Consider the following 14,173-nt stretch of genomic DNA (forward strand, 5'->3'; position numbering starts at 1 on the left):
GGCCATTGTCAGTGGGCTGCGGTAGCTTCCGAAGTGCTGGCGCGCGAAGGTGCGACGGACAGAGCCACAGGGGTGGGTTGGCGATGAGTGAAGGTACGGCGACGACGGCGGACCTGGACGTCCGGCTGGAGAAGCACCGAGTCGAGCTCACCGGGTACTGCTACCGGATGCTCGGCTCCTCCTTCGAGGCCGAGGACGCGGTGCAGGACACGATGGTCCGCGCCTGGCGCAGCTACGACAAGTTCGAGGGCCGCTCCTCGATGCGCTCCTGGCTCTACCGGATCGCCACGAACGTCTGCCTCGACATGCTGAACGCGGGCAACCGAAGGGCTCGCCCCATGGATCTGACGGCTCCCTCCCCGCTCGCCCAGGCCGCGCTGAACCCGCGTCCCGACCACACCTGGCTGGAGCCGATGCCGGACGGGCGCGTACTGCCCGCGGTCAGCGACCCGGCCGAGGCGGCGGTCGCGAAGGAGTCGGTGCGCCTCGCCTTCATGGCCACGCTCCAGCAGCTGCCGCCCAAGCAGCGGGCCGTCCTGATCCTGCGCGAGGTCCTCGCGTGGCGGGCGAGCGAGGTCGCCGAGCTGCTCGGCACCACGGTCGCCTCGGTCAACAGCGCGCTCCAGCGGGCCCGCGCGACCCTCGCCGAGACCGCGGCCGACGGCTCCGAGGCCGCCACCTCCGACCCCCTGGACGAGGAGCAGCAGAAGCTCCTGGAGCGCTACGTCGCCGCCTTCGAGGGGTACGACATGACGGCGCTGACGGCCCTGCTGCACGAAGACGCGATCATGACGATGCCGCCGTTCGACCTGTGGCTGCGCGGCACGGACGACATCACCGGCTTCATGACGACGATGGGCGCGCCCTGCGCGGGCTCGCGTCTGGTGCCGGTCGAGGTCAACGGCCTGCCGGGCTTCGCCCAGTACAAGCCGGACCCGGAGTCGGGCGGCTTCGTGCCGTGGGCGGTGCAGGCGCTGGAGATCTCAAAGGGGCGGATCACCGGGTTCCACTGCTTCCTGGACACCGCCCGCTGGTTCCCGCTGTTCGGGCTGCCGCTCCGACTCGAAGCGGAGACCGACCAGGCCGAGTAGCGCGCGCAGCGCCGGCTCGGCGTTCCGCAGCCGTATCCGCCCGCCGGCCCGCCGGGCGGTGAGTTCCATTCTGGCCAGGGCGTCGACGGTGGTCAGGCCCGGCGGCCCGAGCCCCGCCACGTCGCAGACCACGACCCCGGTCCCGGTCGCCTCCAGCTGTGCGCGCACGCGGTCGCAGAGCCGGGGCACCTGATCACGGGTGACCGGGCCCGGCAGCGCGATGACGGCGGGTGTCGTGGTATCCACCTTCAGTAGACCGGCGGCGGGCGCGGAACTCATCGAAGGCCGTCCCGCCGGCGCCGCGCGCCCGCGGCAGGGATCACGTTGACCGGGGACCCGGCGGCCCCGGAGGGTGGGGCGCGTGCTCCGTGAATCGACTCCCCCTGCGATACCCGACGCTCTCCTCGGCCTCTGGGGGGTGCCGTGCGAGGGGTGCTGACGGGCTTCGGCGTCATCGCCGTCGTCATCGCGGTCGGCTATGTGATCGGCCGCCGCGGCCACCTCGGTGAGAACGGGCGCGAGGTACTGACGAAGCTCGCCTTCCACGTGGCCTCCCCGGCGCTGCTGTTCACGACACTCGCCGGGGCCGACCTGTCCGTGGTCTTCTCCAGCCGGCTGCTGGTCACGGCGATGAGCACGGCCGTGGCCGCCGGCGTCTTCGTCGCGGTGGGTGTCGTGCGGCGCTGGGGCGTCGGGCGGACGACCATCGGCGCCCTGTGCTCCAGCTACGTCAACTCGGGCAACCTCGGCATCCCGATCGCGGTGTACGTCCTCGGGGACGCGTCGCTCGTGGCGCCCGTGCTGCTGTTCCAGCTGATCGGCGTGACACCGGTCGCGCTGACGGTGCTGGACCTGGCGGGACGGGACGCGAAGGGCCCGCTGTGGCAGCGGCTCGTCACGCCGCTGCGCAACCCGGTCGCGGCCGGCTCCCTCGCCGGGGTCGCGGTGTCGGCGAGCGGCCTGCGAGTGCCGGGTCCGGTCCTCGACCCGCTCACGCTGATCGGGAACATGTCGGTGCCCGCGGTGCTGCTGGCGTTCGGCATCTCGCTGTGCGGCAGCACGCTGCCCGGCCGGGGTTCCGACCGCCATCCGGTGCTGCTGTCCGTCGCCCTGAAGTCGCTGGGCCAGCCGTTGGTGGCCTGGGCGCTGGCCGCGGGGGTCTTCGGGCTCACCGGTGCGCCACTGCTCGACGTCGTCGTCACCTCGGCGCTGCCCGCCGCGCAGAACCTCTTCACCTACGCCTCCCGTTACGGGACCGGCGAGGTGCTCGCCCGCGAGTCGATCCTGCTGTCGACGGTCCTGTCGGTGCCGGTGCTGGTGGCGGTCGCGGCGCTGCTGGGCTGACGGGTCCGCACGCACGAGAAGGGGGCCGGTGCGCGAGGGCACCGGCCCCTTCCGGGAACGTCCGGGTCAGGCGATCCGCTCCAGCACGATCGGGGCCGGCGTGAAGTCGGTGCCCGCCGCGGCGATGTCGTACGAGCCCTCCACCGCCTCCAGGGCGTACGCGAAGCGCTCGGGCGTGTCCGTGTGCAGGGTCAGCAGCGGCTGGCCCGCCGTGACCGTGTCGCCCGGCTTGGCGTGCAGCTCGATACCGGCGGCGGCCTGGACCGGGTCCTCCTTGCGGGCGCGTCCGGCACCCAGGCGCCAGGCGCCCACGCCGATGTCGTACGCGTCGAGGCGGGTCAGGACACCGGAGGACGGGGCCTTGACGACGTGCTGCTCGCGCGAGGTCGGCAGGGGCGCGTCCGGGTCGCCGCCCTGCGCGGCGATCATGCGGCGCCAGGCGTCCATCGCGGAGCCGTCGGCGAGCGCCTTGGCCGGGTCCGCGTCCTTCACGCCCGCCGCGTCGAGCATCTCGCGGGCCAGCGCCAGGGTGAGCTCGACGACGTCTGCGGGGCCGCCGCCGGCCAGGACCTCGACCGACTCGCGGACCTCCAGGGCGTTGCCGGCGGTCAGACCGAGCGGGGTCGACATGTCGGTCAGCAGCGCGACCGTCTTCACGCCGTGGTCGGTGCCGAGGCCGACCATCGTGGAGGCGAGTTCGCGGGCGTCCTCGATGGTCTTCATGAAGGCGCCGGTGCCGACCTTCACGTCCAGGACCAGCGAACCGGTGCCCTCGGCGATCTTCTTCGACATGATCGAGGAGGCGATCAGCGGGATGGCCTCGACGGTGCCCGTGACGTCGCGCAGGGCGTACAGCTTCTTGTCGGCGGGGGCGAGACCGTCGCCGGCCGCGCAGATGACCGAACCCACGCCGTCCAGGACGGCCAGCATCTCCTCGTTGGAGAGCAGCGCCCGCCAGCCGGGGATCGACTCCAGCTTGTCGAGGGTGCCGCCGGTGTGGCCGAGGCCGCGCCCCGACAGCTGCGGGACCGCCGCGCCGCAGGCCGCGACGAGGGGTGCCAGCGGCAGCGTGATCTTGTCGCCGACGCCGCCGGTGGAGTGCTTGTCGGCGGTCGGGCGGGACAGCGAGGAGAAGTCCATGCGCTCGCCCGAGGCGATCATCGCGGCGGTCCAGCGGGCGATCTCGCGGCGGTTCATGCCGTTGAGCAGGATCGCCATGTTGAGGGCGGCCATCTGGTAGTCGGCGACCTCGCCGCGGGTGTACGCGTCGATGACCCAGTCGATCTGCTCGTCGCTGAACTCACCGCGGTCCCGCTTGGTGCGGATGACGGAGATGGCGTCCATGGCCATGACTTTCCTTCCGATGAGCAGCGGCCCCTCCGGACAGTCCGGGGGGGCCGCGGAGGAGTTACTTGGTGAGGTGCTCCGGGCCGAAGGCCTGCGGGAGCATCTCGGAGAGCGGCAGGATGCCCGCCGGGGTCTCCAGCAGCAGGCCGGGCCCGCCGAACTCGAAGAGCAGCTGCCGGCAGCGCCCGCACGGCACCAGGACCTCGCCGCGCCCGTCGACGCACGTGAAGTGGGTCAGCCGGCCGCCGCCGCTGTTCCGGAGGTCGGAGACCAGGCCGCACTCGGCGCACAGGCCGAGCCCGTACGAGGCGTTCTCGACGTTGCAGCCGGAGACGGTCCGGCCGTCGTCGACGAGGGCCGCGACCCCGACGGGGTAGCCCGAGTAGGGGGCGTACGCACGGGACATGGCGTCCCGGGCGACCTCCCGCAGGGCGTCCCAGTCGACGGCCGCCGGTTCCGGCGTCCCGGCCTCCGCGCCGGTCCCGGGGGCGTCCTCGGCGGACGTCACTTGCCCTGTCCCTTCCGGTAGGGCAGGCCGTCCGCCTTCGGCATCCGCAGCCGCTGCGCGGACAGCGACAGCACGATCAGCGTGATGACGTACGGCGTGGCGGACACGACCTGGTTCGGCACCTCGTTGGTGCCGGCGTACCAGGCGAAGACCAGGACGCCGACGAGGAAGGTGATCACGGCCGGTACGTACTGCTTGCGGACCGCCAGCCATACGGCACCGATGACCAGCAGGATCGCGCCGAGCAGCAGCAGTGCGTGGACGTTGGCGGAGCCGCCGCGCAGGTTGAGGCTGTCGGTGTAGCCGAACAGGCCCGCGCCGAGGGCGAGGCCGCCCGGCATCCAGTTGCCGAAGATCATCGCGGCGAGACCGATGTAGCCGCGGCCACTGGTCTGCCCCTCCAGGTAGAAGGGGTTGGCGACGATCGACAGGAACACGCCGCCGAGACCGGCCAGACCGCCGGAGATGATGACGGCCAGGTACTTGTACTTGTAGACGTTGACGCCGAGCGACTCGGCCGCGACCGGGTTCTCGCCGCAGGAGCGCAGCCGCAGGCCGAACGCGGTGCGCCACAGGATCCACCAGGTGGCGGGGATCAGCGCGATGGCGATCAGGGTCAGCCAGGACACGTTGGTGACCAGGCCGCCGAGCAGGCCCGCGACGTCCGAGACGAAGAACCAGCCCTTGCCGTTGAGGGTGGTGAGCCAGTCGGAGAGTCCGGGCACGGTGAAGTGGCCGAGCGACTCGACGGGAGGGGACTGCTTCGCCGAACCTCCCTGGACGCCCTCGAAGGCGAGCGGGGCGAGGTAGCGGGTGGCACCGAGCGCCAGGATGTTGATGGCCACACCGGAGACGATGTGGTTGACGTTGAAGGTGATCGTCACGATCGCGTGCAGCAGACCGCCGATCGCGCCGCCGGCGATGCCGACCAGCACGCCGGTCCACGGGCCCCACTGGTAGCCGGCCCAGGCGCCGAACCAGGTGCCGAGGATCATCATGCCCTCGAGGCCGATGTTGACGACGCCCGCGCGCTCGGACCACAGACCGCCGAGGCCGGCCAGGCCGATCGGGACGGCGAGCTGGAGCGCGGTGGACATCTGGCTGACGTTGGTGATGCCGTCGGCACCGGTGATGATGCGGACGATCGAGGTCAGCGCCAGGCCGCCCGCGATGACGAGCAGGAGGACGGGGAGCGACAGCCGGCGGCCGCCGGGTGCCGCGGGCTGCAGCGAGGGCTGGTTGACAGCGGTTGCGGTGGTCATCGGCCCGCCACCTCCTTCTCGGTGTTGTGGTCAGAGGAGGCGCCGAGGACGTGGCCCGCGGCGAGTTCCGCGCCGACGCGGCGCTGCTGGCGGCGCAGACCCCACTCGCGCACGGCCTCGTACGAGACGACGACCGCGATCACGATCAGGCCCTGCATGATGACCGCGATCTCCTTGTCGTACCCGTGGAAGTCGAGCTCGGGCGATGCCTTGTCCAGCCAGGCCCAGAGCAGGGCGGCGAAGGCGATGCCCGTCGGGCTGTTGCGGCCGAGCAGGGCGATGCCGATACCGAGGAAGCCGATGCCGGTCGGGAAGTTCAGGCTGAACGTGTGCGTGGCGCCGAGCAGGATCGGCAGGCCCGCGAGACCCGCCATGCCGCCGGAGACCAGCATGGCGGTGAGCACCATGCGCTTGGGGTCCACGCCGCTGGCCGCGGCGGCGCTCTCCGAGGCGCCCGAGGCGCGCAGGTCGAAGCCGAAGCGGGTGCGGTTGAGGACGATCCAGTAGCCGATGCCGAGCAGCACGGCGAGGACCACCATGCCGTAGATCTCTCCGGCGTCGCCCATGCCGAAGCCGGGCACCCAGCCCGACTCGTGCATCTCGCCGGTGGTGTTGTTGTTGCCTACCTTGACGCCGAAGACGTCGGGCAGCCACAGGTAGGCGATGAGGGCGGTGGCGATCGCGTTGAGCATGATCGTCGCGACGACCTCGCTGACGCCCCGGGTGACCTTGAGGACACCGGCGATGCCGGACCAGAAGGCGCCGGTCAGGACGGCGGTCAGGATCAGCAGCGGGATCTGCAGCGCGGCCGGCAGCGCGACGTGCGCGCCGACGATCGCGGCCATCATGGCGGCGAGCTGGTACTGCCCGTCCACACCGATGTTGAACAGGTTCATGCGGAAGCCGATGGCCACCGCGAGCGCCGCGATGTAGTACATCGAGGCCTGGTTGAGGATCAGTACCTGGATGTCGGAGAACGTGGCCTGCTCGAACATGAGCGTGTACGGCTCGATCGGGTTCTTCCCCGAGGCGAGCAGCACGACCGAGGTCAGCGCCACGGCCACGACGAGCGCGATGACCGGTCCGGCCACCGCGAGGAGCACGCGCTCCTTGTCGAACTTCTTCATCAGCGGGCCTCGTCTTCGGGGGCGTCTGCCTGCTCTTCGAGCTGCTCTGCGAGCTCTTCGTTCTCGAGGTGTCCGGAGGCGGCGCCGGTCATGGCCGAGCCGAGCTCCTCCGGGGTGATGGTCGCCGGGTCGGCGTCCGCGACCAGCTTGCCGTTGTAGATCACCCGGAGCGTGTCGGAGAGACCGATCAGCTCGTCCAGGTCGGCGGAGATCAGCAGGACGGCGAGGCCTTCCCGGCGGGCCGCGCGGATCTGGTCCCAGATCTGGGCCTGCGCGCCGACGTCCACGCCGCGGGTCGGGTGGGCGGCGATCAGGAAGCGCGGCTTGTGGCTCATCTCGCGGCCGACGATCAGCTTCTGCTGGTTGCCGCCGGAGAGGGAGGCCGCGGTCACGTCGATGCCGGGGGTGCGGACGTCGTACTCCTCGACGATCCGGCGGGTGTCGGCCTGGGCGCCCTTGGGGTCCAGCCAGACACCCTTCGCGTTGGGCCGCTCGGTGACGTGGCCGAGGATGCGGTTCTCCCAGAGGGGGGCCTCCAGGAGCAGGCCGTGCCGGTGGCGGTCCTCGGGGATGTAGCCGATGCCCTGCTCGCGGCGCCTGCGGGTGGCCCAGGAGGTGATCTCCTCCTCGGCCAGGGTGATGGTGCCGGAGTCGGCGCCCTTGAGCCCGATCAGCGTCTCGATGAGCTCGGTCTGGCCGTTGCCCTCGACGCCGGCGAGGCCGAGGACCTCGCCCGCGTGGATGGTGAAGCTGATGTCGTCGAGGAGCGCCTTGCCGCCGGGGGCGGCCAGGCGCAGGTCCCGCACGGACAGGACCGGACGGTCGGTGACCGTGGACTCCGCGGTCTCCGGCGTCGGCAGTTCGCTGCCCACCATCAGTTCGGCGAGCTGGCGCGGGGTGGTCTCGGACGGGACGGCCGTCCCCACCGTCGTACCGCGGCGGATCACCGTGATGTCGTCGGCGACCGAGAGGACCTCGCCCAGCTTGTGCGAGATGAAGATGACCGACAGGCCCTCGGCCTTGAGCTCGCGCAGGTTGGCGAAGAGCGCGTCGACCTCCTGCGGGACGAGCACCGCGGTGGGCTCGTCGAGGATGAGGATGCGGGCGCCCCGGTAGAGGACCTTGAGGATCTCCACGCGCTGGCGGTCGGCGACGCCGAGTTCCTCGACGAGGACGTCGGGGCGGATGCCGAGGCCGTAGCGCTCCGAGAGCTCCAGGATCTTGCGGCGGGCTCTGCCCCCGATGCCGTACAGCTTCTCGCTGCCCAGGACGACGTTCTCCAGGACCGTGAGGTTGTCGGCGAGCATGAAGTGCTGGTGGACCATGCCGATGCCGCGGGCGATGGCGTCGGCGGGCGACGAGAAGGTGACCTGCGTGCCGTCGACGGCGATGGTCCCCTCGTCCGGCTTCTGCATGCCGTAGAGGATCTTCATCAGCGTCGACTTGCCGGCACCGTTCTCACCGACGAGGGCGTGGACCGTGCCCTTGCGGACGTTGAGGTGGATGTCGTGGTTGGCCACGACGCCGGGAAAGCGCTTGGTGATCCCGGCGAGTTCGACAGCGGTCAGCTGACCGTTGACCGCGTCGGCCGGAGGGCTGCTGGACGCGTTGATGGCGCACTCTCCTGAGGGGAAAGGGGGTCGTCTACGCGCGTAGCGCCCCTACGGCAACGAAAGGGGCGACGCGCCGCGGCAACGGGACACGGGGGCGAGGCTCCCCGTGTCCCGTCGAGCGGACGTAACCCCGCGGATACTGAGCGGCTCCGGAGAGGCGCGTGGGGCGTGGAGCACCCGCTCGCACCTCGTCCGGGGCCGCACAGCTGCTCCTGAGGTCCTGCTCGTCAGCTGGACTTGACCTTGATCTCGCCGCTGATGATCTTCTCCTTGGCTGCCTTGACGGCGTCCTGGACAGCGGTGTTGCTCTTGTACTGCGGGTTGGAGTCGGCGAGGCCCACCTCGCCGGACTTCAGATCGCCCCTGACGATACCGGTCTCGGGCTTGCCGTCCTCGACCGACTTCGCGAGGTTGTAGACCGCCTTCGCGACGTCCTTGGTCGCGGAGGTCAGGATGGCGCCCTTGTACTTGCCGAGGGCTTCCTGCTTGTACTGGTCGGAGTCGACGCCGATCGCCCACACCTTCTTGGCGGAAGCGGCCTCGATGACGCCCTGACCGGACAGGCCGGCCGCCGCGTAGACGACGTCCGCCTTCTTCTCGATCTGGCCCTCGGCGGCCGTCTTGCCCTTGTCGGGGCTGGAGAAGCCGCCCTCGTCCGCGGTCTGGGTGAGGTACTGGGACAGCACCTTGACCTTGGGAGCGGTGTCCTTGACGCCCTGCTCGAAGCCGGCCTGGAACTTGTGGATCAGCGGGATGTCCACACCGCCCACGAAGCCGACGGTGTCCGTCTTGGTGGCCTTCGCGGCGGCGACGCCCGCGAGGTAGGAGGCCTCCTGCTCGGAGAAGACCAGGTCCGCGACGTTCTTCGCCTCGATGGTGGAGTCGTCGACGATGCCGAAGGTGGTGTCGGGGTACTTGGCCGCGGCCTCCTTGACGGCGGGCGCGTAGGCGTAGCCGATGCCTATGACCGGGTTGTAGCCCTGCTTGGCCAGCGAGACCAGGCGCTGGGTCTTGTCCGCGTCCGTCTCGCCGTCGGTGGGCTCGAGGTCGGCGGTCTTGTAGCCGAACTCGCTCTGCGCCTTCTTGAGGCCGGCGAACGCGGCGTCGTTGAAGGACTGGTCGCCCTTGCCGCCGACGTCGTAGGCGATGGCGAGGCCCTTGTCGCCCTTCGACTCCGAGGAGCCGGAGGTCGAGGTGCCTCCGCACGCGGAGAGGGCGAGGGCGAGAGAGGCGGTCGCAGCGCCTGCGAGCGCGATGCGGGGAACCCGGCGCATGTGTTGTGCTCCTGTCTTACAGCGCCAGCGGATCGTCTTCGGCGCTGGCTTCGCCGCAGATTAACGCGCGTAGACCTTCTAGAAAACCCCTTCTGTCCACCTTGTTATGCGGCTGTGCCCGATGCCACCTGTTCACCGCCCGAAGGCTTGCCGACCGCAAAGGGACGGTGGCGGTGGGTGACCTGTCGGGCGGGCAGACGGAAGCGGGGGGGGGGGGGGGGGGGGGGGGGGGGGGGGGGCGGTGTGGGGGGGGGGGGGGGGGGGGGGGGGGGGGGGGGGGGAGGAAAACACCCCCCCCCCCCCCCCCCCCCCCCCCCGCTCCGTACCGCTTCGGGGGTGTTCGCCCGTCCGGGCGACGACGGGCCGGAGCCCGTCACCCGACTACTCGGACTTGACCTTGATGGTGCCCGCGGTGATGCCTTCCTTGGCCTTGGCCACGGCGTCGGTGAGGCCGGGGACCTCGGCCATCTTCGGGTTGCTGTCGGCGAGACCGACGCCGTCGACCTTGAGGTCGAACGTCTGCGTGCCGGTCAGCGGCTTGTCGTCGTGGACCGACTTGGCCAGCGCGTACACCGAACCGCCGACGTCCTTGAGCGCGGAGGTCAGGATGTAGTCCTTGTAGGCGGCCAGCGGCTTCTGCTTGTACTGGTCGGAGTCGACGCCGATCGCCCAGACCTTGTTCTTCGCGGCGGCCTCGATCACGCCCTGGCCGGACAGGCCGGCCGCGGCGTAGAGGACGTCGGCCTTCTTCTCGATCTGGCCCTCGGCGGCTGCCTTGCCCTTGTCGGGGCTGGAGAAGCCACCCTCCTCCGCGGTCTGGGTGAGGTACTGGGACAGCACCTTGACCTTCGGGTTGGTGTCCTGGACGCCCTGCTTGTAGCCCGCCTCGAACTTGTGGATCAGCGGGACGTCCACGCCGCCCACGAAGCCGACCGTGTTCGTCTTGGTGGCCTTCGCGGCGGCGACACCGGCGAGGTAGGAGGCCTCCTGTTCGGAGAAGACGAGGGACGCCACGTTCTTGCCCTCGACCACGGAGTCCACGATGCCGAAGCTGGTCTTCGGGTACTTCGCCGCGACCTTCTCCATCGCGGGGCCGTAGGCGAAGCCGATGCCGATGACGGGGTTGTAGCCCTGCTTGGCCAGCGAGGCGAGACGCTGCTCCTTGTCGGCGTCCGTCTCACCGTCGGTGGGCTCGATGTCCGCCGTCTTGTAGCCGAACTCCTTCTGCGCCTTCTCCAGGCCCGCGAACGCGGCGTCGTTGAAGGACTGGTCGCCCTTGCCGCCGATGTCGTACGCGATGGCGAGACCCTTGTCCCCCTTGCTCTCGCCGCTGTCACCCTCGTCACTGGTACCGCCGCAGGCCGTGGCCGCGAGTGCGAGCGACGCGACCCCCACCGCGACACGGGTCAGGCTGGAAATACGACGCATCCGAAGTTCCCCTTCTCCAAAGCCCCGCAGTGGGTGCTGAGTTCGGCGCACATTAACGCGCGTAGACCGTGGAGGGAACGGGGTTCCCCCCGGCCGTTACCCATTCGTGCCGATGGCCGGTTACGTCCGGGTGAACCATGGGCGCGAATGGTGCGCTTTGTGGATGCAACGCCGCTCGCGGCCGCCACGCTCTGCGTGCGGGGGTGAAGTCTGCGTGACGGCGCGAGTGGCTGTTTCCAGCCGTGCTCAAAGTACTGCGGGAGGGCGGGCGGCGCGACTGGGGAGGGCCGGGCGTGTCGAGGCGGCTTCGGCCCGCCGCTCACCGGCCGGCGTCGGTCAGCCGCTCACCGGCCGGTGTCGGTCACCGGCCCGGCGCTCACGCCTTCGCGTCGAGCAGCGCGGCGGCCGTGAAGAGCTCCACGCCCACCTTGATCGCCGACTCGTCCGCGTCGAAGTCGCCCTGGTGCAGGTCACGGCCGCCGCGCTCGCCGGGCGTGCGCACCCCGAGGCGGGCCATGGCGCCCGGCACCTGCTCCAGGTACCAGGAGAAGTCCTCGCCGCCCAGGCTCTGCGTGGTGTCCTCGACGGAGTGCGGTCCGAGCCGGGCGGTCATGGCGTCCCGCAGCAGGTCGGCGACGATCGGGTCGTTGACGACCGGGGGGACGCCGCGGACGTAGTTGATCTCGGACTTCGCCCGGTGCAGGGTGGCGATCTCGTCGATCGCCGCGTGCAGCAGGTCGGGGGCCTGCCGCCAGGCCTCGAGGTCCAGGCAGCGCACGGTCCCGGACAGCTCGGCGTGCTGCGGGATCACGTTGCACGCGTGGCCGGACTCGATACGCCCCCAGGTCACGGAGAGTCCGCTGCGCGCGTCGATGCGGCGGGCGACCACCGCCGGGACGTCGGTGGCGACGCGGGCGACGGCCGTCACGAGGTCCGTGGTGAGGTGGGGGCGCGCGGTGTGGCCGCCGGCGCCGTCCAGTGCCACTTCCAGCCGGTCGCACGCGGACGTGATCGGACCGTGCCGCAGGCCGATGCGCCCCGCGTCCACCTTCGGGTCGCAGTGCACGGCGATGATCCGTCCGACGCCCTCCAGGGCGCCGGACTCGATGGCGTCGAGCGCGCCGCCGGGCAGGACCTCCTCGGCGGGCTGGAAGATCAGCCGCACGGGACAGGGCAGCCGCCCGGTGCGGTGAAGCTCGGCGAGGACCAGGCCGGCGCCGAGCACGACGGTGGTGTGCACGTCGTGGCCGCAGGCGTGGGCGCGGTCCGGGACGGTCGACCGGTAGGCGCAGTCGGCCTTGGTGTCCGGGATGGGCAGCGCGTCGAGGTCGGCGCGCAGGGCGAGCATGGGGCGGGCGCCGTGCCGCCCGTCCTCGCCGAGACCGATGTCGCAGATGAGTCCCGTGCCGCCGCTGAGGACGCGCGGCTCGAGGCCGGCCCGCTCCAGGCGGGCCTTGACCGCCGCGGTCGTACGGAACTCCTGGTTGCCGAGCTCCGGGTGCATGTGCAGGTCGCGGCGGAAGGCCACGAGCTCGGCGCGCAGTGCCTCGGGCAGCGCGCCGGGAAGCACTGCTTCCCCGGGCTTGTCGGCCTCGGACTCTCGGGACATCAGTTGGTTCACCCTCTGAAGGGTAGGGCGATCGGGCGGCCAGCCGACCCACGATCAACAAAACTTCAACCCGTTAGGGGAAGAAAATCTGGCCGCCCGGCGCATAGGTATCGGCCGGGGCGGGTAAACTCGCCCGGCTTTCCCGGGCGGTTGGATCTTGAACCAGGCCCGTTGAACAGGCCCTTCGGTCTCCATCGACCTCGCCGCCGGGTCCGGCGGCCGGTTCTCGAACCGCTCCGCGGGCCTTGGCCCGCGGAGTCCCACTCAGGGAACAACGCCCGGGGTGTCCGAGCCCATTCCCTTACTCCACGGTGCCACACTTCGCGCGCGCCCCTCCCCGGCCTCCGGCGTAGACCGAGTCACACTCCAGATCCGCGACCGGAACCGGACAGAGCGTGAACGCGAGCGGTCACTGCCCCGGCAGCCGGTCTACGCCGGGCTCGGGTGGGCTGTCGCCGAGAGGCGGTGGACGTCCTTGGCCGTGCCGGTCACTCCGGAGAGGAAGCCCTGGGCCCGGGGGGAGGCGTTCTCGGTGAGCCAGGTGGGGTCGATGTCACAGACGGCGACACGGACCTCGGTGCCGGCCAGGGCCAGCGGCAGCGTGTGGACCACGGTCGAGGGGAAGCTCAGGATGGTGCGACCGATGGGGCCCCGGCGGGCGATCAGTTCGAGCGGGAGGTCGGGCCGGACGATCTCCAGGCCCGTCTCGGCAGCGAGGCGGCGGAGCTTCTCGGGGCTCTCGCGCCGGTGGGCGAAGTAGCGCGTCGCGCCGTGCGCCTTGGCGAGGGAGCGGACCGCGTCCAGGTAGCGGTCCGGGTCGACCACGCCGGTCTCGACGAGGGAGGTGCCCACCAGGTCGGCACTCCTGGTGATGCGCGGGGGGCCGAAGCGCGCCCGGGTCCAGGCGAAGTCGTTGGCCGTGACGCGGACACCGTCGGGCGCCGAGTCGATCGGCATGGAGGAGAAGACCTCGACCGAGCGGTGGCCGGTGGGGGTCAGCCGGCGGCGGGCGGAGGCGGACACCGGGGCGAACAGCACGTCGCGCGGGCCGGGCCGGCCGCCCCGCCGGTGCCAGCGCACCAGGCGCTCGCCGCGGCCGAGCTGGGCGACGAACTCCATGGTCGCCGTGCCGTCGTCCACGACCACCAGGTCGCGGGCGCCGGTGATGGTCAGCAGCAGCTGCACGTAACGGGAGAAGGGGTCTCCCATGACTATCCGGCGGGCTCTGCGAAGCAGCGGGACGAGGCCGCCGATCGTGTGGAAGGGGGCCGTCGTGCCGCCCCGCGCCTCCTCCCACCGGACCTCGTAGCCCTCGTCGCGGGCCAGTTCCGCCATGCGGCGCAGCTGTCCCCGGGTCATCGGGTCGGTCGGGGACAGGACGACGAGCGTGAGCCCCGCGCCGGGTACCGGAGCAGTGCCCTCCTGCGTGCGCAGGCCCTGGGTGTGGGCCCACTCCAGCACGTTGAGGAGTTGCACCGGGCTCTCGACGAACGCGAGGGTGTCCGGCTTCTTCGGGCGGGTGCCGGCAAGACCGGCGCGGGGGCTCATCGACGTACGACCGTCGCTTCCG

At 71.2% G+C, this 14,173-nt stretch carries 12 protein-coding genes; 2 read left to right on the top strand and 10 right to left on the bottom strand.

Features of this window, described 5'->3' with window-relative positions; genetic code table 11:
• Positions 1–83: 83 nt before the first annotated feature.
• The gene (locus AC069T_RS00505) at positions 84–1,091 is read left to right on the top strand and encodes a sigma-70 family RNA polymerase sigma factor (RefSeq protein ID WP_478780620.1); all 1,008 of its coding nucleotides are present in this window, start codon (positions 84–86) and stop codon (positions 1,089–1,091) included.
• On the opposite strand, the gene AC069T_RS00510 is transcribed toward AC069T_RS00505, so the two are convergent.
• On the bottom strand, positions 984–1,370 hold the full coding sequence (locus AC069T_RS00510; protein WP_478780621.1) for an STAS domain-containing protein: 387 nt from the start codon (positions 1,368–1,370) through the stop codon (positions 984–986). The two genes, AC069T_RS00505 and AC069T_RS00510, sit on opposite strands and share 108 nt — an antisense overlap.
• 144 nt (positions 1,371–1,514) lie before the next feature.
• On the opposite strand from AC069T_RS00510, the gene AC069T_RS00515 reads away from it, so the two are divergent.
• Complete coding sequence (locus AC069T_RS00515) at positions 1,515–2,435, top strand: AEC family transporter (RefSeq protein ID WP_478780622.1); 921 nt, start codon at positions 1,515–1,517, stop codon at positions 2,433–2,435.
• A 66-nt stretch (positions 2,436–2,501) separates the two neighbouring features.
• Here AC069T_RS00515 and AC069T_RS00520 read toward each other — a convergent pair whose 3' ends face one another.
• The 9 genes from AC069T_RS00520 to AC069T_RS00560 form a co-directional block, all read right to left on the bottom strand.
• Positions 2,502–3,785 carry a thymidine phosphorylase gene (locus tag AC069T_RS00520; RefSeq protein ID WP_478780623.1) on the bottom strand — a complete coding sequence of 428 codons (1,284 nt, stop codon included), beginning with the start codon at positions 3,783–3,785 and terminating at the stop codon, positions 2,502–2,504.
• Positions 3,786–3,843: 58 nt separating this feature from the next.
• Positions 3,844–4,290 (bottom strand): cytidine deaminase, encoded by a 447-nt coding sequence (locus tag AC069T_RS00525; protein ID WP_478780624.1) that lies wholly within the window; start codon positions 4,288–4,290, stop codon positions 3,844–3,846.
• The gene (locus AC069T_RS00530) at positions 4,287–5,552 is read right to left on the bottom strand and encodes an ABC transporter permease (protein ID WP_478780625.1); all 1,266 of its coding nucleotides are present in this window, start codon (positions 5,550–5,552) and stop codon (positions 4,287–4,289) included. Before AC069T_RS00530 ends, AC069T_RS00525 begins: the two co-directional genes overlap by 4 nt.
• Entirely contained in the window at positions 5,549–6,679 is a 1,131-nt protein-coding gene (locus AC069T_RS00535) for an ABC transporter permease (protein ID WP_478780626.1), read from the bottom strand. The genes AC069T_RS00530 and AC069T_RS00535 overlap by 4 nt, the downstream gene beginning before the upstream one ends.
• Positions 6,679–8,247, bottom strand: coding sequence for an ABC transporter ATP-binding protein (locus AC069T_RS00540; protein WP_478780826.1), 1,569 nt, complete (start codon positions 8,245–8,247; stop codon positions 6,679–6,681). The genes AC069T_RS00535 and AC069T_RS00540 overlap by 1 nt, the downstream gene beginning before the upstream one ends.
• A 272-nt stretch (positions 8,248–8,519) precedes the next feature.
• Positions 8,520–9,566, bottom strand: a complete 1,047-nt coding sequence (locus tag AC069T_RS00545) for a BMP family lipoprotein (RefSeq protein ID WP_478780627.1) — start codon at positions 9,564–9,566, stop codon at positions 8,520–8,522.
• A gap of 381 nt (positions 9,567–9,947) precedes the next feature.
• Positions 9,948–10,994 carry a BMP family lipoprotein gene (locus AC069T_RS00550; protein ID WP_478780628.1) on the bottom strand — a complete coding sequence of 349 codons (1,047 nt, stop codon included), beginning with the start codon at positions 10,992–10,994 and terminating at the stop codon, positions 9,948–9,950.
• A gap of 376 nt (positions 10,995–11,370) precedes the next feature.
• Entirely contained in the window at positions 11,371–12,603 is a 1,233-nt protein-coding gene (locus tag AC069T_RS00555) for an amidohydrolase (RefSeq protein WP_478780827.1), read from the bottom strand.
• A 429-nt stretch (positions 12,604–13,032) separates the two neighbouring features.
• A complete protein-coding gene (locus AC069T_RS00560) occupies positions 13,033–14,151 on the bottom strand; it encodes a hypothetical protein (RefSeq protein ID WP_478780629.1) in 1,119 nt (372 codons plus the stop codon).
• Positions 14,152–14,173 lie beyond the last annotated feature (22 nt).

It is taken from the genome of Streptomyces sp. NPDC043867 (assembly GCF_056435845.1).